Source organism: Xanthomonas sp. DAR 80977 (assembly GCF_041240605.1).
GTDB classification, from domain to species: domain Bacteria; phylum Pseudomonadota; class Gammaproteobacteria; order Xanthomonadales; family Xanthomonadaceae; genus Xanthomonas_A; species Xanthomonas_A bundabergensis.
Genome location: NZ_CP162487.1, coordinates 1,100,618 through 1,124,694, shown reverse-complemented (window position 1 = coordinate 1,124,694; position 24,077 = coordinate 1,100,618). Strand labels below are relative to the sequence as shown.

At 69.2% G+C, this 24,077-nt stretch carries 19 protein-coding genes and 1 riboswitch; of the genes, 7 read left to right on the top strand and 12 right to left on the bottom strand.

What is annotated here, in order from left to right; all coding sequences use genetic code 11:
- Positions 1–134: 134 nt before the first annotated feature.
- The 3 genes from AB3X10_RS04780 to AB3X10_RS04770 form a co-directional block, all read right to left on the bottom strand.
- Entirely contained in the window at positions 135–716 is a 582-nt protein-coding gene (locus AB3X10_RS04780) for an LON peptidase substrate-binding domain-containing protein (RefSeq protein ID WP_369979519.1), read from the bottom strand.
- Positions 717–744: 28 nt separating this feature from the next.
- On the bottom strand, positions 745–2,226 hold the full coding sequence (mpl, locus tag AB3X10_RS04775) for a UDP-N-acetylmuramate:L-alanyl-gamma-D-glutamyl-meso-diaminopimelate ligase (RefSeq protein ID WP_369979518.1): 1,482 nt from the start codon (positions 2,224–2,226) through the stop codon (positions 745–747).
- An 841-nt stretch (positions 2,227–3,067) separates the two neighbouring features.
- Positions 3,068–3,631, bottom strand: a complete 564-nt coding sequence (locus AB3X10_RS04770; RefSeq protein ID WP_145702750.1) for an adenylate kinase — start codon at positions 3,629–3,631, stop codon at positions 3,068–3,070.
- Positions 3,632–3,776: 145 nt separating this feature from the next.
- On the opposite strand from AB3X10_RS04770, the gene AB3X10_RS04765 reads away from it, so the two are divergent.
- On the top strand, positions 3,777–5,036 hold the full coding sequence (locus tag AB3X10_RS04765; RefSeq protein ID WP_369979517.1) for a 6-phosphofructokinase: 1,260 nt from the start codon (positions 3,777–3,779) through the stop codon (positions 5,034–5,036).
- 146 nt (positions 5,037–5,182) lie between these two features.
- On the opposite strand, the gene AB3X10_RS04760 is transcribed toward AB3X10_RS04765, so the two are convergent.
- Positions 5,183–5,758, bottom strand: a complete 576-nt coding sequence (locus AB3X10_RS04760; RefSeq protein ID WP_185815344.1) for a TetR/AcrR family transcriptional regulator — start codon at positions 5,756–5,758, stop codon at positions 5,183–5,185.
- Positions 5,759–5,893: 135 nt separating this feature from the next.
- Here AB3X10_RS04760 and AB3X10_RS04755 point away from each other — a divergent pair, with 135 nt between their 5' ends.
- Entirely contained in the window at positions 5,894–6,433 is a 540-nt protein-coding gene (locus AB3X10_RS04755; protein WP_369979516.1) for a hypothetical protein, read from the top strand.
- Positions 6,434–6,574: 141 nt separating this feature from the next.
- The gene (locus tag AB3X10_RS04750) at positions 6,575–6,802 is read left to right on the top strand and encodes a DUF6434 domain-containing protein (RefSeq protein ID WP_369979515.1); all 228 of its coding nucleotides are present in this window, start codon (positions 6,575–6,577) and stop codon (positions 6,800–6,802) included.
- Positions 6,803–6,997: 195 nt separating this feature from the next.
- Here the strand turns inward: AB3X10_RS04750 and AB3X10_RS04745 are convergent, their stop codons facing one another.
- On the bottom strand, positions 6,998–8,326 hold the full coding sequence (locus AB3X10_RS04745) for a hypothetical protein (protein WP_369979514.1): 1,329 nt from the start codon (positions 8,324–8,326) through the stop codon (positions 6,998–7,000).
- A gap of 94 nt (positions 8,327–8,420) precedes the next feature.
- On the opposite strand from AB3X10_RS04745, the gene AB3X10_RS04740 reads away from it, so the two are divergent.
- Positions 8,421–8,648, top strand: coding sequence for a DUF6434 domain-containing protein (locus AB3X10_RS04740; protein WP_369979512.1), 228 nt, complete (start codon positions 8,421–8,423; stop codon positions 8,646–8,648).
- Positions 8,649–8,936: 288 nt separating this feature from the next.
- Here the strand turns inward: AB3X10_RS04740 and AB3X10_RS04735 are convergent, their stop codons facing one another.
- On the bottom strand, positions 8,937–9,476 hold the full coding sequence (locus AB3X10_RS04735; RefSeq protein ID WP_369979510.1) for a hypothetical protein: 540 nt from the start codon (positions 9,474–9,476) through the stop codon (positions 8,937–8,939).
- 256 nt (positions 9,477–9,732) lie between these two features.
- On the opposite strand from AB3X10_RS04735, the gene AB3X10_RS04730 reads away from it, so the two are divergent.
- On the top strand, positions 9,733–11,760 hold the full coding sequence (locus AB3X10_RS04730; protein ID WP_369979508.1) for a sodium-translocating pyrophosphatase: 2,028 nt from the start codon (positions 9,733–9,735) through the stop codon (positions 11,758–11,760).
- Between the two features lie 53 nt (positions 11,761–11,813).
- Here AB3X10_RS04730 and AB3X10_RS04725 read toward each other — a convergent pair whose 3' ends face one another.
- On the bottom strand, positions 11,814–12,305 hold the full coding sequence (locus tag AB3X10_RS04725; protein ID WP_369979506.1) for a hypothetical protein: 492 nt from the start codon (positions 12,303–12,305) through the stop codon (positions 11,814–11,816).
- 195 nt (positions 12,306–12,500) lie between these two features.
- Here AB3X10_RS04725 and ppa point away from each other — a divergent pair, with 195 nt between their 5' ends.
- Both ppa and AB3X10_RS04715 read left to right on the top strand, forming a co-directional pair.
- Positions 12,501–13,034 carry an inorganic diphosphatase gene (ppa, locus tag AB3X10_RS04720; RefSeq protein WP_369979504.1) on the top strand — a complete coding sequence of 178 codons (534 nt, stop codon included), beginning with the start codon at positions 12,501–12,503 and terminating at the stop codon, positions 13,032–13,034.
- Between the two features lie 128 nt (positions 13,035–13,162).
- Entirely contained in the window at positions 13,163–14,308 is a 1,146-nt protein-coding gene (locus AB3X10_RS04715) for an HDOD domain-containing protein (protein WP_369979502.1), read from the top strand.
- Positions 14,309–14,671: 363 nt separating this feature from the next.
- Here the strand turns inward: AB3X10_RS04715 and AB3X10_RS04710 are convergent, their stop codons facing one another.
- From AB3X10_RS04710 to thiC, 5 genes are all read right to left on the bottom strand, one after another.
- Complete coding sequence (locus AB3X10_RS04710; RefSeq protein WP_369979500.1) at positions 14,672–17,548, bottom strand: TonB-dependent receptor plug domain-containing protein; 2,877 nt, start codon at positions 17,546–17,548, stop codon at positions 14,672–14,674.
- Between the two features lie 48 nt (positions 17,549–17,596).
- The gene (locus tag AB3X10_RS04705; protein WP_369979498.1) at positions 17,597–18,493 is read right to left on the bottom strand and encodes a helix-turn-helix transcriptional regulator; all 897 of its coding nucleotides are present in this window, start codon (positions 18,491–18,493) and stop codon (positions 17,597–17,599) included.
- Between the two features lie 121 nt (positions 18,494–18,614).
- Entirely contained in the window at positions 18,615–20,960 is a 2,346-nt protein-coding gene (locus tag AB3X10_RS04700; RefSeq protein ID WP_369979496.1) for a winged helix-turn-helix domain-containing protein, read from the bottom strand.
- Positions 20,961–21,217: 257 nt separating this feature from the next.
- Positions 21,218–21,883: an ion channel gene (locus AB3X10_RS04695; RefSeq protein ID WP_369979494.1), complete on the bottom strand. Its 666-nt coding sequence runs from the start codon at positions 21,881–21,883 to the stop codon at positions 21,218–21,220.
- Between the two features lie 67 nt (positions 21,884–21,950).
- Complete coding sequence (gene thiC / locus AB3X10_RS04690; protein WP_369979492.1) at positions 21,951–23,828, bottom strand: phosphomethylpyrimidine synthase ThiC; 1,878 nt, start codon at positions 23,826–23,828, stop codon at positions 21,951–21,953.
- Positions 23,829–23,939: 111 nt separating this feature from the next.
- Positions 23,940–24,040: riboswitch (TPP riboswitch) on the bottom strand.
- Between the last annotated feature and the right edge of the window lie 37 nt (positions 24,041–24,077).

Below are 24,077 nucleotides of genomic sequence, written 5' to 3'. Positions count from 1 at the left end.
ACAGGCTTTATCGGTCAAGCCTGTCGCGGCTGAAGCCGCTTCTGCAGGCGATGGATCGTGCAGTGAGGCATCCGAAATAGCAGCGTTGTCACGGACGCGCGGCCGTTAGCGACGGCCCCTGCGAATCCCGATCCTCAGGGGATCCAGCCCAGCAACTGCTCCAGCCGCTCGTGCGGATCGTCTTCCTGCAGCAGCGACAGGCGCTGGCGTTCGTCCAGCGGCAGCAGTTCGGCCAGGCGCCAGCCGACCCAGGCGGCCTGGTCGAGCAGGCGCGGGCCGGCCACCGGATACACGTCGGCGGCCTGGTCGAGGATGCTGTCGAGCACGGTCGACAGCAGCGCGTGCTGCGGCAGCAGTTCGTCGTCCTCGTCCGGCTCGCGCCAGTGCACGTCGCCGACCACCAGGCCGTTGTCGCGGACGCGGCTGCGCAGCACGTGGAAACGGCGCTCGCCGCGCAGACTCAGCACCAGCACGCCGTCGGCGCCGACGTCGAAGTCGACGATGCGCGCCTCGGTGCCGTAGGCGGCCGGCACCGCCGGCGCACCGGTCTCGGTGCCGTCCAGGATCAGGCACACGCCGAAACCGCCGCCGCTGCGACCGCAGTCGCGCACCATGTCCAGGTAGCGGCGTTCGAACACACGCAGCTTGATCGAGGCGCCCGGCAGCAGCACCGCGTGCAGCGGGAACAGCGGCAGGGTGCTGTGCGCTTCGCTCATGCGCTCGCTCCGCGGCGCGGCATGGCGCTCACTGCAGCGCCGCCAGGAAGCGCCGCGGCGCGCCGTCGAAGCCGCCGTTGGACATGAACACCACATGGTCGCCGGCACGCGCCTGCGCCTGCAGCGCCGCCAGCAGCGCGTCCACGTCCGCAGCGGCACAGGCCTGGCCGCGCACTGCGTCGATCACCTTGGCGGCGTCCCAGGCCAGTTCCGGGCGTTGCAGGAACACCACCGCATCGGCCGCCTCCAGCGCCGGCGCCAGCGCATCGGCGTGCGCGCCCAGGCGCATCGAATTGCTGCGCGGCTCCATCGCCACCACGATGCGCGCCGCGCCGACCTTGGCGCGCAGGCCTTCCAGGGTGGTGCGGATCGCGGTGGGATGGTGCGCGAAATCGTCGTACACGGTGATGCCCTGCGCCTGCCCGAGCACTTCCAGGCGCCGCTTGACGCTGCGGAACTGCGCCAGCGCCGGCATCACCTGCGCCGGCGCCACGCCGACCGCGTGCGCCGCGGCCAGCGCCGCCAGCGCATTCATCACGTTGTGCCGGCCAAGCAGCGGCCAGCGCACTTCGCCCAGTTCCCGGCCGTGGTGCAGCACCGCGAAATGGCTGCCGTCGGCGGCGAGCGGGCGCGCGCTCCATTCGAACGCCGGATCGAAGCCGAAGCGCTCCACCGGGGTCCAGCAGCCCATCGCCAGCACCTCGCGCAGGTGCGCGTCCTCGCCATTGACGATCAGCCGCCCACGCCGCGGCACGGTGCGCACCAGGTGATGGAACTGGCGCTGGATCGCGGCCACGTCGGGAAAGATGTCGGCGTGGTCGTACTCGAGGTTGTTGAGGATCGCCACCAGCGGCCGGTAGTGCACGAACTTGCTGCGCTTGTCGAAGAACGCGGTGTCGTACTCGTCGGCCTCGACCACGAACAGCGGCCGCTCCGCCACGACGGCGGCTTCGCCGTCGACTGCAGCAGAGCCGGTGGCGGCTGCCGCATGCCCGCTCGCGGCGGCGGCATCCGGCGCCGGAGCGCGATGCGCGCCGCCGGCCGAAACCGCCTTGCCGCCCAGCCGCGCGGACACGCCGAAATCCTCGGCCACGCCGCCGATCAGGAAGCCCGGCTCGCGGCCGGCCGCCTGCAGCAGCCAGGTGAGGATGCTGGTGGTGGTGGTCTTGCCGTGGGTGCCGGCCACCGCCAGCGTGTCGCGCCCGGGCAGCACCTGCTCGCTCAGCCACTGCGCGCCGGAGGTGTAGGCACGCCCGGCATCCAGCACCGCCTCGACCGCGGCATTGCCGCGCGACAGCGCGTTGCCGACGATCACCTGCTCGCAGTCGCTGCCGATGTGCTCGGGCAGGTAGCCCTGCTTCAGCGCGATGCCAAGGTGCTCCAGTTGCGTGGACATCGGCGGGTAGATCGCCTGGTCGCTGCCTTCGACCGCATGGCCGAGTTCGCGCGCCAGCGCGGCGACACCGCCCATGAACGTACCGGCGATGCCGAGAATATGGATCTTGCTCATGGGCCGATTGTCGCCGATCCCCCGACGCGCGCAAACCGGCACGATGGCCGCCCGGCGCCGCCCCGCGGCGCCATCGGACGGCGCCGGCGGCTTCGCGCTTGCCCGAAACGGCGGCCGCGTCAAGTAGGGAATCCCCCACACCCCCTGAAGAAAGTTCCCGATAGGCAAGTCGGGAGCCAACGTCGAAAATGAACGGGCCAGCCTCGACACCCTACGGTCCTACTCCCCAAGAGGCCATCCCCAAGGGAGCTCATGTTGTGGGGCCCTGAGCAAGCCCGTTCGCTGGCACCTAACCGTTTCCGGCCTCCCGCCCGCCTCCGCGCGCGGCGGGAGGCAGGGTTTCGCCCGCCCTGTCGCCGCGCGGCGAAGACGGCGGGTTCATGGTAGTTCATGGTAAGAGCGGCGCTCGACGCGCCCGCCACACCGAACGCACGGCAGTTGGAGTCCTCCGCCAGCGCCACTGCGGAGGCCGATGACGCATGGCCACCCAGAGCTTCACCCACAGTGCACCATCCAGCGCAGCGCGCGGCTCTTGCGGCGCGGCGGTTTCAACCAGGACGAACGCAGCGGCGAGACTTCCGGCTGCGGAAACGGTCGGGGCCGAAGCCCCTCCTACAGTGCACCCAGCCAGAGCGAAACGCGCGGCTCTTGCAGGAGCGGTTTCAACCGCGACGGGCGCAGCGGCGAGACTTCCGGCTGCGGACATGGTCGGGGCCGAAGCCCCTCCCAGTGCGCCCAACCAAGTTGCCGCGAGCCTGCGCAGAAACCGCAGCGTCGAACGGCTCGGGCAATCAATCGCGCCGAGCGCCGCATCGCCGCGGCCGCTCGGCACAGGGCCGGCTCAGCGGCCGATCGCCGCCAGGATGCGGGCCAGCACGTCTTCCAGCGAACCGACGCCGTCCACGCGCGCCAGGGTGCCGCGCTTGTCGTAGAAGCCGATCACCGGCGCGGTCGAATCGTTGTACACCTGCAGGCGCTTGCGCACCGACTCGGGGTTGTCGTCTTCGCGGCCTTCGGCCTTGGCGCGGCCGGCGATGCGCTCGACCAGCAGCTCGGTGGCCACGTCCAGCTGCACCACCGCGTCCAGCGGCTGGCCGATCTTGGCCAGCAGTTCGTCCAGCGCCGAAGCCTGGGCCAGGTTGCGCGGATAGCCGTCGAGGATGAAGCCATTGGCGACGTCGTCGCGGCCGAGCCGCGATTCGAGCATGCCGAGCAGGATGTCGTCGGAAACCAGGTCGCCGCGCGCCATCACTTCCTTGGCCTGCACGCCCAGCGGAGTGCCGGCGGCGACTTCGGCGCGCAGCAGATCGCCGGTGGAAATGTGCGGGATCTGCAGCTTGTCCTTCAGGCGGGCCGCCTGCGTGCCCTTGCCCGATCCGGGCGGTCCCAACAGAACCAATCGCATCAACCTGACTCCTCGAGGAAATTACCGTGCGCGGCCGGCGGCGTTAGACTCGGGGGCCACGCCTGCGCTGTACCGCAAGGTCCCCAGCTTACCGCATCCGGGCAATGTCCCGGCAATGTCCCCACCCCAGGAGCGAGCCCCGACCATGGCCCAAGGCACCCTGCTCTACGCCCAATCCGGCGGCGTCACCGCCGTCATCAACGCCAGCGCCGCCGCCGTGATCGGCGAGGCGCGCGCGCGCAAGGTCAAGGTCCTGGCCGCACGCAACGGCATCCTCGGCGCGCTGCGCGAAGAGCTGATCGACACCTCCAAGGAATCGGCCGCGGCGATCCGCGCGCTGGCGCACACGCCCGGCGGCGCGTTCGGCTCGTGCCGCTACAAGCTCAAGTCGCTGGAGGCCGATCGCGCCAAGTACGAGCGCCTGCTGCAGGTGTTGCAGGCGCACGACGTGCGCTACTTCCTCTACAACGGCGGCAACGACTCGGCCGATACCGCCTGGAAGGTGTCGCAGCTGGCCGACGCGTTCGGCTACCCGCTGCACTGCATCGGCGTGCCCAAGACCATCGACAACGACCTGGCGGTCACCGACACCTGTCCCGGCTTCGGCTCGGCGGCCAAGTACACCGCGGTGTCGGTGCGCGAGGCGGCGCTGGACGTGGCGGCGATGGCCGAGACCTCGACCAAGGTATTTGTCTACGAGGCGATGGGCCGCCACGCCGGCTGGCTGGCCGCCGCGGCCGGGCTGGCCGCGCAGTCGCCGGACGACGCGCCGCAGATCATCCTGTTCCCCGAGCGCGCCTACGACGAAGCCGCGTTCCTGGCGCAGGTGCGCAAGGTGGTGGACAAGGTCGGCTGGTGCGTGGTGGTGGCCAGCGAAGGCATCCAGACCGCCGACGGGCGCTTCGTCGCCGATGCCGGCGGCGGCACCGACGCGTTCGGCCACAGCCAGCTCGGTGGCGTGGCGTCTTACCTGGCCGGCAAGGTCAAGGCCGAACTCGGCTACAAGGTGCACTGGACCCTGCCCGACTACCTGCAGCGCTCGGCCCGCCACATCGCCTCAAAGACCGACTGGGAACAGGCGCAGGCGGCCGGCAAGGCCGCGGTGCAGTTCGCGCTGAAGGGCATGAACGCGGTGATGCCGGTGATCGTGCGCAGCAGCGATGCGCCATACCGCTGGAAGATCGAGGCCGCACCGCTGAGCAGGATCGCCAACCACGAGAAGAAGATGCCGCCGGCGTTCCTGCGCAAGGACGGCTTCGGCATCACCGAGAAGGCGCGCCGCTACCTGCAGCCGCTGATCCGCGGCGAGGCCTACCCGCCCTACGACCGCAGCGACGGCCTGCCCAGGTACGTGGCGCTGAAGAACGTGGCGGTGAAGAAGAAACTGCCGGCCTGGGAAGGGTGAGGCATGGCGCTGGTGTCGGGACTCGGGCCCCGGCGTCCAGCGCGCTTCGGTCATGGCTGCCGGGACAGCGCCGCTTTCGTCGCAGCCTGGTCCCCGACGCCACACATCCTGCGCCCGACGCGCTGTGCCGGTGAGCGCCGGGCGGATCACCCTGGCGGGCGCAGAAGCTTCTTCAGCCCGCTCTGGACGATCTCCGCGAACACCTTCGGTTCGCCATAGGCGCGCGCGGTGAGCATCGCGCCGTACACGATCGACATGAACGCTTCCGCCTCAAGACGGGCGGAGCCTTGCAGCTGGAACCGGCCCAGTTGCGCGCCCTTGGTCAGTACGATTTCCAGCCAGTTCGACAGGTCGCGGAAGTGCGCGCGCACATGCTCGGCCAGATCGTCGGGCAAGGTGGGCAATTCGCTGGCAAGCATGCCGGCGACGCAAAAAGGGGCGGACGCGTCGGCGATGCACCGCTCCCAGTAGCCGGTATAGAAGCCGAGTTGCTGCTCGGGATCGAAGGCGCCGCTCTCCAGCATCCGTGTCTGCGCAACGATCAGGGCGCGGGATTCCTCCACGACCGCACGCGCCAGATCGGCCTTGGCAGGAAAGTGGTGGTGGATGCTCGCCTTGCGCACCTGTACCTGTTCGGCGACGTCGGCGTAGCTGAAGCCGTTGTAGCCCCGGGTCTGGATCAGGTAACGGGCCGAATCGATGAGTTTCTGCTGGGTCGTCATGACTGGATTCTACCACTCGGTAGGTAGTCACTCGACCCATCGAGTCCTGTATGGCCTTGGATCAAGCCACTTCAGGAACGCATTGACTATTTATCTACCAACTAGTAGGTTGACACAACTTCCAAGGATGTCCCCATGAACGCACTTCGCAATTTCTACTTCCTGCGTGCCGGCGCCGCCTTTGCCTGGGTTGCCGCGGTCCTTCTTTCCTCGCCCGGACCCGCGGCGCTCGCCGGAACACTCATGGTGCTCTACCCGGCCTGGGACGCGATCGCGAACGTTCTGGATGCGCGGCGCAGCGGCGGACTCCATGCCAACCCGGGGCAGACGTTCAACGCGCTGGTCAGTGCCGTCATCGCCGTCGCCATGGCCATCGCGTTCGCGATGCACGGCAACGCGGGCGGTGTCCTGGTGTTCGGCGCATGGGCGCTGCTCGCCGGACTGTTCCAGCTCGCCGTCGGCATCCGTCGCCGCAAGCTCGGCGGCCAGGTCTTCATGATGCTCAGTGGCGCCCAATCGGCGCTCGCCGGCGTGTTCTTTGTCGTCCAGTCGTTCGGCGCCGCGCCGACCCTCGCCCAGCTCGCGCCCTACGCTGGATTCGGCGGCCTCTACTTCCTGCTTTCCGCCCTGTGGCTGAGCTTCCGGAAGCCGCGTCCGGCGCCCTCGATTTCCTGAGGCGCCTGGCGAGAACACGCTCCCCGCCTTGGGGAATTCCTGTCCAGGCGCAAAGGTGCGGCGGATTCACGGCGAAGGATGCGGTTACGCTATCGCATGCCAACCGGCATCCGCCCTGCAAACCGGCGACAAGGAACCAGAATGGACGTCGATTGGCACAACGGTCCGATCACGCGCGCAACGCCGGTGGACGAGACCTACCGCAATACCCAGGCCGTGCGCCGGTTCCTGACCGGCGCGTGCGGGGCCGGGTTCAAGTTCGATCGCGCCTTCATGGCATGGATCAGGGACGGGGCGCCCAAGAACATGGGCGACGTTGCCGACGCCTGGCTGCGCCGGCGGCGGGCAGGACTGTCGCCAGCTCGATAGCTGCGTGGGTTCGCCTGGCCTATATGTTCGACTACGCGTGCGTGGCCTGTGCGTTCGATTAAGAACTGGCGACAAAGAACGCAGTGGCATCAGTTCTCCAACCTGCTGCCAAGTGCGGCTGCGCAGCGCAGCCTCGCGACTGCCCAGGACCTGGCGACGCGATTGGGCCAGGCTGTGCCGATCGCGTTGCAGGCCTTAGCGCGCGTCGCGTTCCTGCACGGCATAGCGAACCGGCAGCGACGGCAGCATCAACGCGGGAGCTGCGGTTCCCGGCGCGACCAGCACCTGGTCCAGCGCGATCGCGTCGTCGCCCTCGCGCGCGACGAAGGCCTGGACCAGGCGGGTGCCGGCGGTCGGCAACAGCGCCTGCGGGATCGGACTCGGCGTGCGGCCCATGCCCGCCAGCCATTGCGGACGTCCGGCGACGAGCGTCGTGCGCGGGTGCACGACCTGCAGATCCACCGAACCGGCGAGCAGGCCCACCGTCAGCGGCTTGCCGTGCCGCATCAGGACCACGGACCGGCCGTGCGTCTTGGGTTCGGCGATGGCGTACAGGTCGGCGTCGGGCCGATTCATCGGGATCGGCGACAGGCCCGCCTGGTCGATCGTCAGCGGATCGATGCCCGTGGCGCGCTTGAGCCGCTGCGCCATCATCTCGACCTTTCCGCCCTCTGCGGCGATCGGCCGTTCGGCGGCATGGTGTTCGCCGGCATAGATCAGGATCTTGCTGGCGGGAGCGTGCTCGAGCGCGCGCCGGATGAGGTTGTCGGCCTGGTCCTGCTCCCGCTGCGCCTGGGCCTCCCCGGGATCGGCGGCGTAGTCCGTACGCGTGGTTTCGTACGACACCAGACGGTAGCCCAGCGCGAGAGACTGGCGCAGGAAATCGGCGAAGACCGGATCGTGCAGGTAGTAGCCGCTCGTCTGCCGTGGGTAGCCGTCCTTCGAGAGCGCCGCCATCTTGTCGCGCGAGACCGCATCGTCGGCATCGCGCTTCAACGCCTCGGCCGCCAGCACGGTGTAGCCGAGCGGGCGCAAGGAGCGCGCGACCTCCAGCCCGAACGCGCGGCCGCGCGGATCGAGATGGTTCTCGTCGAGGATCACGATGCTGGTGCGGCGCGCGCGGCGCACGATCTCCGCAAGCGCGGAAACGCCGTGCGCGGCGCGCAGGTCGGCGATCTGTTCCTCGGGCACGTGGAAATCCGCCGCCTTCGCCGGATTGAACGTCGGCATGCCGGTCATGCACGACATCACCTGCGCCCATTGGTCGAACACGTCCGCATCCTGGATATCGCCCGCCGAGGCGACGCCGAGATGCGCCAGCAGGCCGAACGAAGCATCCAGATAGCGGCCATGCATGGCGTCCTGGACGGACTGGTCGTTGGCGGCCTGGACGCGCGCCGCCGCATCCGGCGCGGGCGCATCCGGCACGGCCGGCAAGGCCGTGGCGGAAGGCATCGCGGCCGTACTCGCAACCGTCGCCGCCATCAGCCACAACAAGCCGCCGACAATCGATTGAAACCGCATGGATGCTCGGACCTTTTAGCGGGTGCAGGAGTATTGCCAGGAGCGCGACGAAAGACAAGACCGCGACCGGCGCGCACGATCGGCAAGGAACGAGATGAGCTTCGACTGGCAAAACGGCCCGATCACGCGCGCGACGCCGGTCGACAGGACCTATCGGAATACGCAGGCAGTGCGCCGCTTCCTCAACGGCGCATGCGGCGCCGAGTTCAAGTTCGATCGCGGCTTCATGGCGTGGATCAAGGACGGCGTGCCCAGGAGCATGGGCGAGGTTGCCGACGAATGGTTGCGGCGGCGGCGACAAGGGCCGGAAGCGGCGCGCTAGGCCTGCACCGGCTTGAATGCGCCCACGCGCCGAACTGCACACCTGAAACAACGACAGTGCGCATCGGCGGCGGGGCGCGACAGTCCGAGATAGCCGCCAGCGGCGCTGGACGCGATGGAGCTTGCGAGCATGCGATCGCACCAGGCGAGGACGCGCCGCACCCGCCGATGTCCATGCATGGCATCGGCGGCGACGCTTAAGCAGGCACGCAGCGGGCGACGTCCCGCAAATCTCGCCGGAACCAATTGGGGATGCCGCGCGCGGCGAAATGCCGCTACGCGCCCCGGCTCAGCGGCAGGCCTTGCCTTCCAGCGTCATCTGCGCGGCGAACTGCGGCACCTGCGCGATCGCGCCGGCCGCCGCCTGCTTCTTCGCCTCTTCCAGGTAGATCCGCGACTGGCCCTGGCCGTCGAGATCCGCCTTGGTCGCCACCGGCTTGCGCCACACCCGCACCACCGCCTGCTGCGACGGACAGGCCGCGCTGGGCACGCGGATCACGTCGTTGAACTTCCAGCCGGTGGCCTCGCTGGGCTTGGCCTGGTCGAACTCCACCAGCTTGGCGCGCGGTTGGCAGGTGGGGCTGCTGCGCACCGCGGAAAACTTGTAGGGCTGCGCCGCATCGCCGGTGTAGACGCCTTCGAAGCGCACGCAGGCCTCGGGGATCTGCCGGATCGTGTGCACCACGCCCACCGCCTGCGCCGCGCCGGGCTGGCGCTGCAGTTCCGGCACCGGGTCGGCGGCCAGCGCCGCCAGCGGCAAGCAGGCGCACACGCCCAGGGCCAGGGTCGAAGCGAGTGCGCGCACCCGCGACGGGATCGTCGATTGCATCGGCTTGCTCCTTGAAAGCGATGCGCAACGCTGCCACGCGCACACTGAACGCCGCGCCAAGACAGGGCCGGCGCGCGCTGCTGGCGATGCACAGGGCCGGGGCGCATACTCGGCGCGTTCAGGCCAGGTCGCACATGGCGATACGCACCACCGGCGCAGTGCGGCCGTGGAGTCGTTGCATGCCTCAGGCTCCTTCGGTGTGGTCCCGCCGTACGTCCCCGACGCTTGGGCGACATCCACATCCTTGGGAGGGGTCATGCTGGAACGATATGCGGTCACCGTGGCACTGGCGTGCGCGGCCTTGGCAATTCTCTACGGCGTCGTGTCCACGCGCTGGATCCTGGCGCAACCCGCCGGCAACGAACGCATGCGGCAGATCGCCGATGCGATCCAGGAAGGCGCCCGCGCCTACCTCAACCGCCAATACCAGACCATCGCCATCGCCGGCGTGGCGCTGTTGCTGCTGGTCGGCTTCTTCCTGAGCTGGTACACCGCCGGCGGCTTCGCGATCGGCGCGGTGCTGTCGGGCGCGGCCGGCTACATCGGCATGAACCTGTCGGTGCGCGCCAACGTGCGTACCGCCGAGGCGGCGCGGCGCGGGCTGGGTCCGGCGATGGACGTGGCGTTCCGCGGCGGCGCGATCACCGGCATGCTGGTGGTCGGGCTCGGCCTGATCGGCGTGGCCGGCTACTACGGCGTGCTGCAATGGCTGGGGCGCAGCGTCGAGGAAAGCCTGCACGCGCTGGTCGGCCTGGCCTTCGGCAGTTCGCTGATCTCGATCTTCGCGCGGCTGGGCGGCGGCATCTTCACCAAGGGCGCCGACGTCGGCGCGGACCTGGTCGGCAAGGTCGAGGCCGGCATTCCCGAGGACGACCCGCGCAACCCGGCGGTGATCGCCGACAACGTCGGCGACAACGTCGGCGACTGCGCGGGCATGGCCGCGGACCTGTTCGAGACCTACGCGGTCACCGTCATCGCCACCATGCTGCTCGGCGGGCTGATGGCGGCCGAGGCCGGGCGCAACGCGGTGCTGTATCCGCTGGTGCTCGGCGGGGTGTCGATCGTCGCCTCGATCGTCGGCACCCTGTTCGTGCGGGTGCGGCCCGGCGGCTCGATCATGGGCGCGCTGTACAAGGGCGTGATCGTGTCCGCGCTGCTCGCCGCGGCGGCGTTCTGGCCGGTGACCCAGCAGCTGATGGGCGACACCGCCGCCGGCGCGACCAAGCTCTACGGCTGCGCGCTGATCGGCCTGGTGCTGACCGGCCTGATCGTGTGGATCACCGAGTACTACACCGGCACCCAGTACAAGCCGGTGCAGCACGTGGCGCAGGCCTCGACCACCGGGCACGGCACCAACATCATCGCCGGGCTCGGCATCTCGATGAAATCGACCGCACTGCCGGTGATCGCGGTGTGCGCGGCGATCTGGGGCGCGTTCGCGCTGTCGGGCCTGTACGGCATCGCCATCGCCGCCACCGCGATGCTGTCGATGGCCGGCATGATCGTCGCGCTCGACGCCTACGGGCCGATCACCGACAACGCGGGCGGCATCGCCGAGATGGCCGAGCTGCCGCCGGACGTGCGCGCGGTGACCGACCCGCTGGACGCGGTCGGCAACACCACCAAGGCGGTGACCAAGGGCTATGCGATCGGTTCGGCCGCGCTGGCGGCGCTGGTGCTGTTCGCCGACTACACGCACAACCTGCGCGCCGCGCATCCGGGCGAAACCTTCGCCTTCGACCTGTCCGACCACACGGTGATCATCGGCCTGCTGCTCGGCGGCCTGATCCCCTACCTGTTCGGGGCGATGGCGATGGAAGCGGTGGGCCGCGCCGCCGGCGCGGTGGTCGAGGAGGTGCGCCGCCAATTCCGCGAGATCCCCGGGATCATGCAAGGCACCGGCAAGCCGCAGTACGACCGCGCGGTGGACATGCTGACCCGCTCGGCGATCCGCGAAATGATCGTGCCATCGCTGCTGCCGGTGGCGGTGCCGGTGGTGGTCGGGCTGCTGCTCGGCCCGCGCGCGCTCGGCGGCCTGCTGATCGGCACCATCGTCACCGGGCTGTTCGTGGCGATCTCGATGACCACCGGCGGCGGCGCCTGGGACAACGCCAAGAAGTACATCGAGGACGGCCACTTCGGCGGCAAGGGCAGCGAGGCGCACAAGGCCGCGGTCACCGGCGACACGGTCGGCGATCCGTACAAGGACACCGCCGGCCCGGCGATCAATCCGCTGATCAAGATCATCAACATCGTCGCGCTGCTGATGGTGCCGCTGCTGTAGCCATGCGAGACCGGTACCGGCGCCGGCACTGCCCGGCGCCGGTCCGCAGTGGCCTAGAGGCAATCGATCAGGCCGTCGTTGACGCTGCGCTGGCTGTGCGGCAACGGCGCGAACAGCGGATGCTCTCCCGCCAGCGCCTGGTACAGCGCCACCAGCCGGGTCTGCGGCAGCAACGGCGTGGGGCATTGCCACAGCTTGGCATCGACCTGCACCTGGCCGGTGGCCGGATCGATGCTGGCCTCGCTGGCGCCGAAGGTCCATACGCACTGGCCGATCGCCCCGTCGCGCTGGCGCACCGAGCAGCGGTAGCGCAGCGGCTGGTAGTCGCTGTACTCGCCCTCGCAGAAGGTGTCGCCGCAGCTCTGGTCGAAGTCCTCGGCCAGCCGCCGCTCCAAATCGTCGAACGCCTCCCAGCCCGCGCCGGCGCTGGGATAGTCGACCGCATCCACGTACACCTGCTGCTCCTGCGCCTGCGCCCGCGGCGCGCCGAGGACCAGCAACGCGCTCGCCAACAGCGTACCGACCGAGAACGGGATTCCTTTCATCGCCTTGCTCCTTGGGGTGGACAGTGCGCACAGCGTCGCGCGCCGCCGCGCCGGGCACCATCGGAAGCCTTCCCATGCGCAGCGGTATGGAGTCCGAAAGCCTTGTAGGAATAGGCTTAGCCGCCCGCGCTGCATTGCAGCAGCCAACCGACTAGAATGCAGACCTCTTTGAAGCCACTCCACTGGAGCTAGCGCATGGGTCTGGAACTGGTCACCTCCGGCAAGAACCTGCCGGACGAAATCAACGTCGTCATCGAAATCCCCAAGGATTCGGAGCCGGTCAAGTACGAAGTGGACAAGGCCAGCGGCGCGATCTTCGTCGACCGCATCCTGTCCACGCCGATGCGCTATCCCTGCAACTACGGCTACGTGCCCAACACCCTGTGCGGCGACGGCGACCCGGCCGACGTGCTGGTGGTGCTGCCGTTGCCGCTGGTGCCCGGCTGCGTGGTGCGTTGCCGCCCGGTCGGCGTGCTGAAGATGAGCGACGAAGCCGGCAGCGACGAGAAGATCCTGGCGGTGCCGGTGGCCAAGGTGTTCGAAGGCTACGGCCACATCGAGGACATCGCCCAGGTCTCCGGCCACTGGATGGAGCGCATCGGCCACTTCTTCGAGCACTACAAGGACCTGGAGAAGGGCAAGTGGGTCAAGCTGGACGGCTGGGGCAACGCCGCCGAAGCCAAGCAGATCCTGCTGGACGCGGTCGAGCGCTACAAGGCCGGCGCCTGACGATCGGCGCCGCGGCGGGGGGGAGAGACCCGCCGCGGGCTGACTCGCTTCACGTTTCGCGCACGCGAACGCTGCCGCATTGCGGGGTTTGGGGTACATTGCTGAACGAATATCCGGACCGGTCGAGCATGAACCGGTCCCTCTTGGGGGGTAGTCTCTTGCGTATCCTGTTCGTCGGCGACGAAGCGAGCCTGCCGGCCGAAGTCACCGAATACATCCGCGAATTGGGCGAGGACTGGCAGGTCCAGACCGTGGCCGACGGCAATGCCGCCATCGCCGCCGCCGCGACCGTGCACCTGGATGCGGTGATCGCGGCGCCGGCACTGCCGGACCTGACCACGGCCACCCTGCTCGGCCAGATCCGCACGCTGAGCCCGGAAACCATCCGCATCGCGCTGATCGACGCCGAGCAGAGCAACCGCGCCCCGCCGGCGCGGATCATCGGCGTGGCGCACCGCTTCCTGCCGCTGCCGCTGTCGCCGGAAATGCTGCTCGAGGCGGTCACCAGCATCGAGGAACTGCAGGAGCTGCTCGGCGATCCCCGGCTGCGCACCAGCATCGGCCGCATCGAGAAGCTGCCGTCGCCGCCGCATCTGTACCTGAGCCTGATGCATGCGCTGGAGCAGGACGACGGCAGCAACGCCGCCGACCTGGCCAAGCTGGTCTCGGCCGATCCGGCCATCGCGGCCAAGGTGCTGCAGCTGTGCAACTCGGCCTACTTCTCCAACGGCCGCACGATTTCCGACCTGCGCACCGCGGTGACCCGGCTGGGCATCGCCACCTTGCGCGACCTGGTCCTGGCCAGCGAAGTGTTCTCGGTGCAGGCCTTGTCCAACGCCGAACGCAACGCGCTGCAGCAGCGCTCGCTGCTGGCCTCGAAGCTGGCCTCGAAGATGCTGCCGTCCTCCAGCGCCGAACTGGGCGCGACCGCGGCGCTGCTGGCCGACATCGGCCTGCTGCTGCCGGGCATCCGCAACGAACGCGAGCCGGCCGCCGAGGGCGACGAGGAGCGTCCCGGCCACGCCGAGGCGGGCGCCTACCTGCTCGGCCTGTGGGGCCTGCCGATGCCGATCATCGAGGCGGTGGCGTTCCACCGCCAGCCGCAGCGTTCCAGCACCCGCAGCTTCTGGGTCACCGGCGCGGTGCACGTGGCGATGGCGCTGGCCAGCGGCTCGGAGATCGACGAGGACTACCTGGCCAAGACCGGCGTGTTGAACAAGCTGCCGAGCTGGCGCGAACAGGCGGAAAACCTGATGGGGCTGACCTCGGCCTAGCCGGGGCTGCGCTGCCGCGGCAGCGCAGCGGCCTTTCCAGGGAAACGGGTTTGCTTGACGGGCATGCCCATCGCGATCGCATCGAAAGCATGGGCGGCGTCCTGCGCGGCGCTACCGATGGCGGCGTGCTGGCGATTCCAGCGATTCCGGCGATGCGCGTCGTGCGCCAGCGTCGAAAGCGCACCGAGCGCCCAAAAGCAGGAATAAGCGACTGGGTTTCGCTGTTGTCCCCGGCCATGCCGTGCGCGAGACCCTCGCCCGCTCACCCGCTCACCCTCTCGCCGCAGCGGCGTTCGCCGCGAGCCGCAAACAAAAAAAGACGGGCCTTGCGGCCCGTCTTCTTCTGGCTCAGACGCCGGTGGATCAGAAGCGCTGGGTGTACTTCATGTAGAGCATGCGGCCGATATCGAAGCTTCCGTTGTAGGAGAAGTTCGAGTTGGGCTGGCTGTACATGATCGGGCCCTGGTGGTTGAACACGTTGTTGGCGCCCAGCGACACGGTGGCATCCCACGGTGCGTTGTAGCGGATCTGCACGTCGTGGAAGGTGTTGGAACCGACCGTGCGCGACGGCTGCTCCAGCGTGTACGCGGAGGTGAAGCCCGGCTCGTTGCACTCCGAACCGCCGCCCAGGTCGTACGCACATGCCTCGCGCAGACCGGAGTAGTAACGCACGCCCCAGTTGACGCCGAAGTCGCCGTAGCTCCAATCCACGTTCAGGTTGGAACGCAGGCGGAAGTTGGAACCCCAGTCGCTGCTGCCCCAGCCGTTGCGCTGCTCGACCGGCGTTTCCGATTCGTTGTCGCGCTTGTATTCCTGGTAGTCCACGTAGGTGGTCTTCCAGTCGAACACGAAGTTGCCGAAGCCGGTGTCGTTCAGGCGATAACGCACGCCCAGATCGTAGCCGGCGGTTTCCTGGTAGCCGCCGTTGATCAGGGTCCGGGTCACGTCGATGACCTGGCCGCTGGTGGCGTCACGCACGAAACGGTCGCAGGCCGCGCCGATGTTCTGCACGTAGCACTGGTTGAGGATGGAGGTGACCGACTCGGCTGCGATGACGTCGTCGATGCGGATCTTCCACCAGTCCAGGCTGATGTCCAGGCCGTTCACGTAGCTCGGGCTGTAGACCAGGCCCAGCGTGTAGGTCTTGGAGGTTTCCGGCAGCAGCTCCGGGTTGGAGCCGGACAGGTACGCGTAGTTCGACTGCGACCCGGGGCCGCTGGCGTCCACGCCGCCGGAGGCTTCCTGGCGGAAGTTCGCCGGCACCGCGGCGCCGCAGCGCCCGGCCACGCCCGCGTTGCGGGTGGCGGCACCGAACAGGGTGTCGCACGGATCGGTGTAGGAGTCGAAGGTCTGCGAGGTGCCGCCGTACAGGTCGGACACGGTCGGCGCACGGAAGCCGGTGGCGTAGGTGCCGCGCACCAGCAGGTCGTCGATCGGCTTCCACTTCAGGCCGAACTTGCTGTTGGTGGTGTCGCCGAAGGTGTCGTAGTCGGAATAGCGGCCGGCCACGTCGAACGACAGTTCCTTGGCGAACGGCAGGTCGGCCAGCACCGGGATGTTGAACTCCAGGTACACCTCGTCCAGCGAATAGCCGCCCTTGGTCGGCGCGCCGGCCAGGTCGGTGCTCAGGCCCGACTGCAGCAGCGCGTCGGGATCGTAGCGCGCGTCTTCGCTGCGGTGCTCGATACCGGCGGCCATCGCCAGGTCGCCGGCCGGCAGCGCCATGATGGTGCCGCTGAGGTTGGCGCTGTAGACCTTGGTGGTGGTCTCGGAGGTGTCGTGCGACGGCAGGAACAGGTAGGCCTGCAGGGCCGGATCGGCCAGCGAGCCGGCACCGGCGGCGCCGTACGGCAGCAGCGGGTTCCACGGCGTGCAACCGGCGATCACGTTGCCGGCCGAGCCGCACTTGACCACGCCGTCGCTGTCCAGGAACGACGGGCCGACCGCGTTCTTGACGTTCGGGATGAACAGGTTGCCGGTGCCGGTCTTGGTGCCCTTGTTGCGGTTGTAGACGTAGCCGACGTCCCAATCCCAGTAGTTGTCGCCCAGCTGGAACGAACCTTCGAGCCCGCCGCTGAAGCGGAAGGTGTTGAGTTCGGAACGGGTCTGGCGCGGCACTTCCCAGGTACGGCGCATGAAGTCGACGTCCTGGCCCGGCAGCGGGTTGAAGTAGCTCTGGCCCGACAGCGGGGTGTCGTAGGCGACCGAACGGTACGGATAGCCGGCGATCTGCTGCAGCGTCTCGCGCTCGGTGTACAGCACGCTGGCGGTACCGCGGACGTTGTCGGTGAAGTCGAAGTTGCCGTTGGCGAACACCGAGCGGCGCTCGATCCCGGTCTGCAGGAACATCTGCTGGCTCGGGTTGGACAGGTCGGCGTTGCTGAAATCGTGGTAGTCGGCGAAGTTGCGCGGGTTGCCGCCCGGATTCAGCGAATACATGTTGCCGGCGCCGTCGATCAGCACGCCCTTCTCGCTGATCGCGCTCCAGCCGTTGGAGGCGTCGGCGGTCGGGACCGGGTGGAAGGAGCCGTTCGGCGAGGCGCTGTAATCGCGGTCCTTGGCGTAGACCGGATCTTCCTTGCTGTACTCGGCGCCCAGGGTCAGCGAACCGCGGTCGTTGCTGGTGCCGTAGACGAAGTTGTAGGTTTCCTTGTGGCCGTCGCCCTGGCCGTACTGGCCGACGTAGGCGCTGGCTTCCAGGCCGTCGAAGTTCTTGCGGGTGATCACGTTGATCACGCCGGCGATGGCGTCGGAGCCGTACAGCGCCGAGGCGCCGTCGGTCAGCACTTCCACGCGCTCGACCATCGAGGTCGGGATCGAGGCCAGGTCGGTGTAGCCGCCGGAGCTGACGCCCATGCGCTTGCCGTCCAGCAGCACCAGGGTGCGCTGCGGGCCCAGGTTGCGCAGATCGACGTACTGGCCGCCGACTTCTTCGCCCGAGGACAGCGCATCGGCGCGGCTGATCGCCGGCGAACCGGTCGCCGACAGGTTCTGCACGATATCGGCGACGCTGGTGTAGCCCTGCTTCTCGATATCGGCGCGCTGCAGCGCGATCACCGGCTGCGCGGTCTCGGAACTGGCCTGACGGATGCGCGAACCGGTGACCTCGATGCGGTCGAGGTTGGTCGGGTTGCCGTCGGTGGCGGTGGACTCTTGCGCGCCGGCAAGGGCCGGCGTCAACGCGATCGCGATGCTGGCGGGCAACAGGCCCAGCCGCACTGCGGAAGTGCGAAGGTTCATCAATCTCTCCAGGGTAACGTTAGGGGCGTGTTAAGCGCCCTGGGCACGTTACGTTCCGGTGAGCACCGGCGCTTTGCTGCGGCCGTTCGCAGACTTTGCCGAATCTGGCGGGACCATCGCCGCCTGCCGATATTGCGAAGCCGACACGCCGAAGCGCGCGCGGAAGGCGCGGGCGAAGCTGCAGCAATTGTCGAAGCCGCTGGCCGCGGCGACCTCGCCGATCATCATCGCCGTGTCGCGCAGCAGGTCCGCGGCGCGCTCCAGGCGCAGCCGCGCCGACAGCGCCTGCGGGCTCTCCTCGTACAGGCTCTGGAAGGTCTTGGACAGATACCAGCTGGAGAAGTTGGTCAGCTCGGCCAGTTCGCTGATCCGCACCACGCGGTCGCGGTGCCCTTCCAGGTACAGATGCGCGCGCTGCATGCGTCCGAACACCTGGCGCTTGCGCACCCGCGAACGCCCCGGGCAGCGCTGCACGCGGCGCGACAGTTCGCCCTGCATCGAGGCCAGGTGCAGCAGCACCGGCCGCATCGCCAGCACGTCGCCCGGGCGCGCCGCCGCCTGCCGCCACAGGCGCAATGCGATGCGCGCCTCGCGCGGCGGCAATGCGCCGCGGCCGGCGTACAGCGTGGCATCGGCCATGCGCCCCAGCGCCTTCAACGCATCGGCATCCAGGCTCAGGCCGATGCACAGGCCGTCGCGATCGGCCTGCACCAGCGGCCGCGAATCGCGCTCGAACGCCAGCCACTGGCCGCGCTGCAGTTCGAAGCGGCCTTCCTTGGCGTCGATCCAGGCGCTGCCGCGCAGCTGGATCCAGACCGTGAACGCGGCGGCCGAGGCCTGCAGGCTGCCCAGGCGCGCGGCGCCCAGGCAGGCCGAGCCGACCGGCGCCTCCTCGTTGTCCAGCATCCGTTGTTGCCCACGATCGGCCACGAAGACTTGTCGCATCCGCTGCACCCGCTTTGCTCGAACCGGCGCGCAGTCTTGCCGGATGTGGCGGCAGGGTCAGGACGATGTGGCGATATTTGTCCGAAATCGGCACGACGCCGTCACGAACAACTTACGAAGCTCATTTTCCCTTGTGCAGCAGCCACTTGGAGGTGATCACCGAGAACCAGCCGGCGCTCTCGGGCATGCGCATGAAGCCGATGTCGCTGCCGTCCTCCACCGCCAGCGACGCATACACGTCGCCGCTGCGCCGGTCGATGCTGAAGCCGTTGACCGAACTGAGCCGGTCGCGGTCCAGGCACACGCTGTCGCCGAGCCCGCCGCCGATCCGCGCCAGCCGGCTGGCGCACTCGCCGGTCGGGAACAGGTAGCGCACCTCCCCGCCCGCGCCGAGCGCCCAGGTGCGGTAGCGCCACAGCGACGGCACCGCGTTGTCGACCACCGCCACGCTGGCCGGGTCCAGCGTCGCGTCGGCGCGCCACAGGCCGCTGCGCGCCAGGCGGGTGAACAGCACCTGGCCGCTGTCCGGATCCACGCGCAACTGCGACACGTCGTCCAGCGACGCCAGCCGCCGCCACGGCAGGCTGCGCCGGTCGTACAACTGCAGGCGGGTGTGCCCGTCCTCGCCGAGCAGCACCAGCAGCTGCGCCGGATCGGCGGTGTACAGCGCCTGCAGCGGCTCGCCGGACGGCACCGGCAAGGGCACGACGCTGCCCGACTGCGGCCGCACCTCGTAGATCATCGAGCGTCCCTGCGCATCGCGGCCGCTGACCAGCAGCGACTGGCTGTCGGCCGACCAGGCCGGCGGCTGCCGGGTTTCCGGGCGCAGGCCCTCGATCTGGCGCAGCGACTGCGGCCGGGTCACATCGCCCCACCACAAGGCATAGCTGCCGGAACGGTCGGAGGTGAAGGCCAACTGCTGGCCGTCGGGCGCGATCACCGGCTGGTTGTCGCGCCCGGTGGAGGCGAACAGGCGCTGGCTCTCGCGCTTGCCCTGGCGGTCCGCGGCGGCGATGCGATACAGCGCGAACTGCGGGCGCCGGTGCACGAAGGCGAGCCGCTCGCCGTCGCGCGACAGGGTCGGCGACTGCGCATCGCCCAGGTCCAGGTCGCGCAGGCGCTGCGAGGCGGTGTCCAGCCGGTACAGCCGGGTCTCGCTGTCGACCCGGCGCCCGAACACCAGGCCGCGCCCGTCCTGGGTCCAGTCCCAGCCGCGGATCTCGGCGAACTCGCGGGTCAGCGGCTCGGCGCGGCCGCCCGCGGCCGGCATCCGCCACAGGCCGCCCATCTGCGGATTGCGCACGAACGCGATCCACTGCCCGTCGGGCGAATAGCGCGGCGCGTAGTCGAAGTCGCCCGCGGCGACCGTGTAGGACAGCGCGCGCCAGTGACCGCTGGCCAGGTCGAGCACGCGGATGCCGCGGCTGGGCTGGCGCCCGGTCATGCTGCCGAACAGCAGCCCGCGCCCGTCCGGGGTCCAGTCGAAACTGAGCAATTCGGTGCCGTCGCAGCGCGTGGCCTCGCGCGCGGCGCCGCGCCCGTCCGCGGCCACCACCATCACCTGGCAGCGCCCGTCCGGCCCGAGCCGGGCGAAGGCGATGCGGCGGCCGTCCGGCGACCAGGCCGGCAGGCGATCGGAATCGCCCTTGCCCGGCACGCCGAGCGGCCGCGGCGGCGCGCTGCCGGCGGCACGGCCGGTCGCCTGCACCAGCAGCTGCGTGCCCTCGCGGCCCTCGATCCCCGCGGCATACGCCACCTGCGCGCCATCCGGCGACAAGGCCGGCTCCAGTTCGAAGCCCGGCATCGTGGTGATCAGCCGGTACGGCCGCTCCGGGCTGCCGACCACCCGCTCCTGCTCGCTGCCGAGCGTGTCCTGGTCGCCGCGCGGCAGCCACCAGACCAGCACCGCCAGCATCATCAGGCCGGCGCCGGCCACCGCGGCCAGCAACGCCTGCCAGCGGCGCGGCGGCGGCGCAGCTACAGCGGCGGCGGCGGACGGCGGCACTGCCCCGGCCGCCGACGACACGGCCGCGGCGGCATCGGCCTGCCTCTCCTGGGCCTCGGCCACCGCCGCGACCGCCGGTGCGCTCGCCTCCGCGTCCACTTCCGCCAGCGCCTGCACCGGCGCGACCAGGCGGTAGCCGGTCTTGGCCAGGGTTTCGATATAGGCCGGCGCATCGCCCTTCGCACCGGCGGCGAAGGCCTTGCGCAATTGGGTGATGGCCTGGGTCACCACATCGTTGGTCGGCTGCGTGTCCGGCCACACCTGGGCCAGCAGCGTCTCGCGCTCCACCACCTGCCCCGGCTGCGCCAGCAGCACGCGCAGCACGCCCATCGCCTTGGGCGTGAGCCGCTGCGGCCGCCGCGCGCGCGGCGCATGCACTTCGCGCAACGACAGCAGCACCAGGCAATCGCCGACCTGCAACCGTTCCGGAAGCAGCGGGGTGGCAGGAGATGGCGAGGACATGCGCGACTAAGGCAACGACGATCTGCGTTTGGGTGGGAGCCACGTCACGGCGCAAGTGGCACCGTGTGGCGTCAACGGGCAGATTCGGCAAACCAATGCGACGAATGCAGCCAGGCGTGGCGACGCCGACAAATTCTACCCTAGTCGTTGCCGCCGCCAACCGCGGCGAAGCAATGACAGGCTCTCTCTCCGCCGACGCAATTCACATAAACGTTGCAAGATTACGCGCCACTTGGCGCGTTTTTTTTGGCCGCAGTTCAGGCTTTGGATTTGCGTGTGACGCTGAGCCCAATCAGCCGCGACACCACCAGGGCGATGTACATCACCCCGGCGAACTGCTCGAGCATCACCAGCGAACGCGCCAGCGGCAGCACCGGCAGCACGTCGCTGAGGCCGACCCCGGACAGCACGCTGAAACTCAGGTACAGCAGTTCCATCCAGGTGCGCGGCGATTGCGTCATCTGCGCGGCGGTGAAGCTGCCGGGCAGCCATTGCTGGCACACCGAGAACGCGAAGGCGAACGCCCACGCCAGCAAGGTGAAGGTCGCGCCGGCCGCATACAGTTCGTCGCGGGTGACCTCGTGGTCCTGCAGCATGTAGGCGATCAGGCTGGCCGCGGTATAGAAATACAGCAGGCTTTCCAGCAGTTGCGCGAACGCGCCGAGCCCGGGGCTGTGGCGCAGCGCCGCGGCGATCGACAGCACCACCGACGGCACCGCCAGGCACCAGGCGATCCACAGCACCGACGGGCTGCGGTTGACCACCCACAGCGCCAGGCCCAGCACCACGATGCCGAACGCGCCGAACAGCGCGCGCCCGGCCGCGGTGTCCTCCATCAGCGGATACAGCAGCAGGCCCAGCAACTGCACGCCCAGCAGCAACGCGGACGGGTGGCGGCGCAGGGCGAGCGCGTAGCGGAGCATGCGGGATTCCGGAAGTGGCGTGCGCGCATCATAGACAAGCGCACGCCACGGCGGCGGCATGGCCCGGCTATTGCGCCCGGTAGACCTCGGCGCCGGCGTCCAGGAACTGCGCCGACTTCTCGGCCATGCCGGCCTGCAGCGCCGCGCCGGCGTCCACGCCGTGCTCGGCGGCGTAGTCGCGCACGTCCTGGGTGATCTTCATGGAACAGAAGTGCGGCCCGCACATCGAGCAGAAGTGCGCCAGCTTGTGCGCGTCCTTGGGCAGGGTCTCGTCGTGGAAGTCCTTGGCCTTCTCCGGATCCAGGCCGAGATGGAACTGGTCGTCCCAGCGGAATTCGAAGCGCGCCTTGGACAGCGCGTTGTCGCGCACCTGCGCGCCGGGATGGCCCTTGGCCAGGTCGGCCGCATGCGCGGCGATCTTGTAGGCCATGATGCCGTCGCGCACGTCCTGCCGGTTGGGCAGGCCCAGGTGTTCCTTGGGCGTCACGTAGCACAGCATCGCGGTGCCGAACCAGCCGATCATCGCCGCGCCGATCGCCGAGGTGATGTGGTCGTAGCCGGGCGCGATGTCGGTGGTCAGCGGGCCCAGCGTGTAGAACGGCGCCTCGCCGCATTCGCGCAGCTGCTTGTCCATGTTCTCCTTGATCAGCTGCATCGGCACGTGGCCGGGGCCTTCGATCATGGTCTGCACGTCGTGCTTCCACGCGATCCTGGTCAGCTCGCCGAGCGTCTCCAGTTCGCCGAACTGCGCCGCGTCGTTGGCATCGGCGATGCAGCCCGGGCGCAGCCCGTCGCCCAGCGAGAAGGCGACGTCGTAGGCCTTCATGATCTCGCAGATGTCCTCGAAGTGGGTGTAGAGGAAGTTCTCGCGGTGGTGCGCCAGGCACCACTTGGCCAGGATCGAGCCGCCGCGCGAGACGATGCCGGTGACGCGCCTGGCGGTCAGCGGCACGTAGCGCAACAGCACCCCGGCGTGGATGGTGAAGTAGTCCACGCCCTGCTCGGCCTGCTCGATCAGCGTGTCGCGGAAGATCTCCCAGGTCAGTTCCTCGGCACGCCCGTCGACCTTCTCCAGCGCCTGGTAGATCGGCACCGTGCCGATCGGCACCGGCGAATTGCGGATGATCCACTCGCGGGTCTCGTGGATGTGCTTGCCGGTGGACAGGTCCATCACCGTGTCGCCGCCCCAGCGGATCGACCACACCAGCTTCTCCACTTCCTCGGCGATGCCCGAGCTGAGCGCGCTGTTGCCGATGTTGGCGTTGATCTTGGTCAGGAAGTTGCGGCCGATGATCATCGGCTCGCTTTCCGGATGGTTGATGTTGTTGGGCAGGATGGCGCGGCCGCGGGCGATCTCGTCGCGCACGAACTCCGGCGTGATCACGTGCTGGATGCTGGCGCCGAACGCCTCGCCGGGATGCTGCTTGCGCAGCATCGCATCGCGCACCGCCTCCAGCCGCTGGTTCTCGCGGATCGCGACGAACTCCATCTCCGGAGTGACGATGCCGCGGCGCGCATAGTGCATCTGGGTGACGTTGGCGCCGGCCAGCGCGCGCCGCGGCAGGTGCCGGGCCGGGAAGCGCACCGCATCCAGCCGCGCGTTGCGCTCGCGGCCGCGGCCGAACTCGGAACTGGGCTGGTCCAGCGCCGCGGTGTCGCCACGCTCCTCGATCCAGCGCGCGCGCAACGGCGCCAGGCCGGCGCGCAGGTCGATGGCCGCATCCGGGTCGGTGTACGGGCCGGAGGTGTCGTAGACGGTGACCGGCGGATTGTCTTCGCCGCCGAACAGGGTCGGGGTGCGGGTCAGCCCGATCTCGCGCATCGGCACGCGCAGGTCGGGACGCGAGCCTGGCACGAAGATCTTGCGCGAACCGGGAATCGGCCGGGTCACCGACTCGGACAGGGTATCGGCTTGCTGCAGCAACGGGCTGGGTACGGCATTCATCGGCATTCGTCCTGGTTCTGGAAGCCCACAACGGGTGCGGGCGGTTGCGAGCGAACTCGCAGCACGGACGAAGCGGCGGCGCGGGCACGGCCCCGGCGCGAAGGGCGCACGGACCGGGCTTGCGAAGCTTCCCTACGCCGGTATCAACCGGATCAGGTTCGAAGGGACTGTCTCAACCGCGGCCTGCGCCGGCGGTACCCCCGCTTCTGCGCCCATTAGACCCGTTTCTGCGGCGGCAGCCAACCGCGC

Excerpts from the sequence above, each read along its gene's own strand:
- AB3X10_RS04780 (WP_369979519.1), bottom strand. The coding sequence starts at position 716 with ATGAGCGAAGCGCACAGCACCCTGCCGCTGTTCCCGCTGCACGCGGTG.
- mpl (WP_369979518.1), bottom strand. The coding sequence starts at position 2,226 with ATGAGCAAGATCCATATTCTCGGCATCGCCGGTACGTTCATGGGCGGT.
- AB3X10_RS04770 (WP_145702750.1), bottom strand. The coding sequence starts at position 3,631 with ATGCGATTGGTTCTGTTGGGACCGCCCGGATCGGGCAAGGGCACGCAG.
- AB3X10_RS04765 (WP_369979517.1), top strand. The coding sequence starts at position 3,777 with ATGGCCCAAGGCACCCTGCTCTACGCCCAATCCGGCGGCGTCACCGCC.
- AB3X10_RS04760 (WP_185815344.1), bottom strand. The coding sequence starts at position 5,758 with ATGACGACCCAGCAGAAACTCATCGATTCGGCCCGTTACCTGATCCAG.
- AB3X10_RS04755 (WP_369979516.1), top strand. The coding sequence starts at position 5,894 with ATGAACGCACTTCGCAATTTCTACTTCCTGCGTGCCGGCGCCGCCTTT.
- AB3X10_RS04750 (WP_369979515.1), top strand. The coding sequence starts at position 6,575 with ATGGACGTCGATTGGCACAACGGTCCGATCACGCGCGCAACGCCGGTG.
- AB3X10_RS04745 (WP_369979514.1), bottom strand. The coding sequence starts at position 8,326 with ATGCGGTTTCAATCGATTGTCGGCGGCTTGTTGTGGCTGATGGCGGCG.
- AB3X10_RS04740 (WP_369979512.1), top strand. The coding sequence starts at position 8,421 with ATGAGCTTCGACTGGCAAAACGGCCCGATCACGCGCGCGACGCCGGTC.
- AB3X10_RS04735 (WP_369979510.1), bottom strand. The coding sequence starts at position 9,476 with ATGCAATCGACGATCCCGTCGCGGGTGCGCGCACTCGCTTCGACCCTG.
- AB3X10_RS04730 (WP_369979508.1), top strand. The coding sequence starts at position 9,733 with ATGCTGGAACGATATGCGGTCACCGTGGCACTGGCGTGCGCGGCCTTG.
- AB3X10_RS04725 (WP_369979506.1), bottom strand. The coding sequence starts at position 12,305 with ATGAAAGGAATCCCGTTCTCGGTCGGTACGCTGTTGGCGAGCGCGTTG.
- ppa (WP_369979504.1), top strand. The coding sequence starts at position 12,501 with ATGGGTCTGGAACTGGTCACCTCCGGCAAGAACCTGCCGGACGAAATC.
- AB3X10_RS04715 (WP_369979502.1), top strand. The coding sequence starts at position 13,163 with ATGAACCGGTCCCTCTTGGGGGGTAGTCTCTTGCGTATCCTGTTCGTC.
- AB3X10_RS04710 (WP_369979500.1), bottom strand. The coding sequence starts at position 17,548 with ATGAACCTTCGCACTTCCGCAGTGCGGCTGGGCCTGTTGCCCGCCAGC.
- AB3X10_RS04705 (WP_369979498.1), bottom strand. The coding sequence starts at position 18,493 with ATGCGACAAGTCTTCGTGGCCGATCGTGGGCAACAACGGATGCTGGAC.
- AB3X10_RS04700 (WP_369979496.1), bottom strand. The coding sequence starts at position 20,960 with ATGTCCTCGCCATCTCCTGCCACCCCGCTGCTTCCGGAACGGTTGCAG.
- AB3X10_RS04695 (WP_369979494.1), bottom strand. The coding sequence starts at position 21,883 with ATGCTCCGCTACGCGCTCGCCCTGCGCCGCCACCCGTCCGCGTTGCTG.
- thiC (WP_369979492.1), bottom strand. The coding sequence starts at position 23,828 with ATGAATGCCGTACCCAGCCCGTTGCTGCAGCAAGCCGATACCCTGTCC.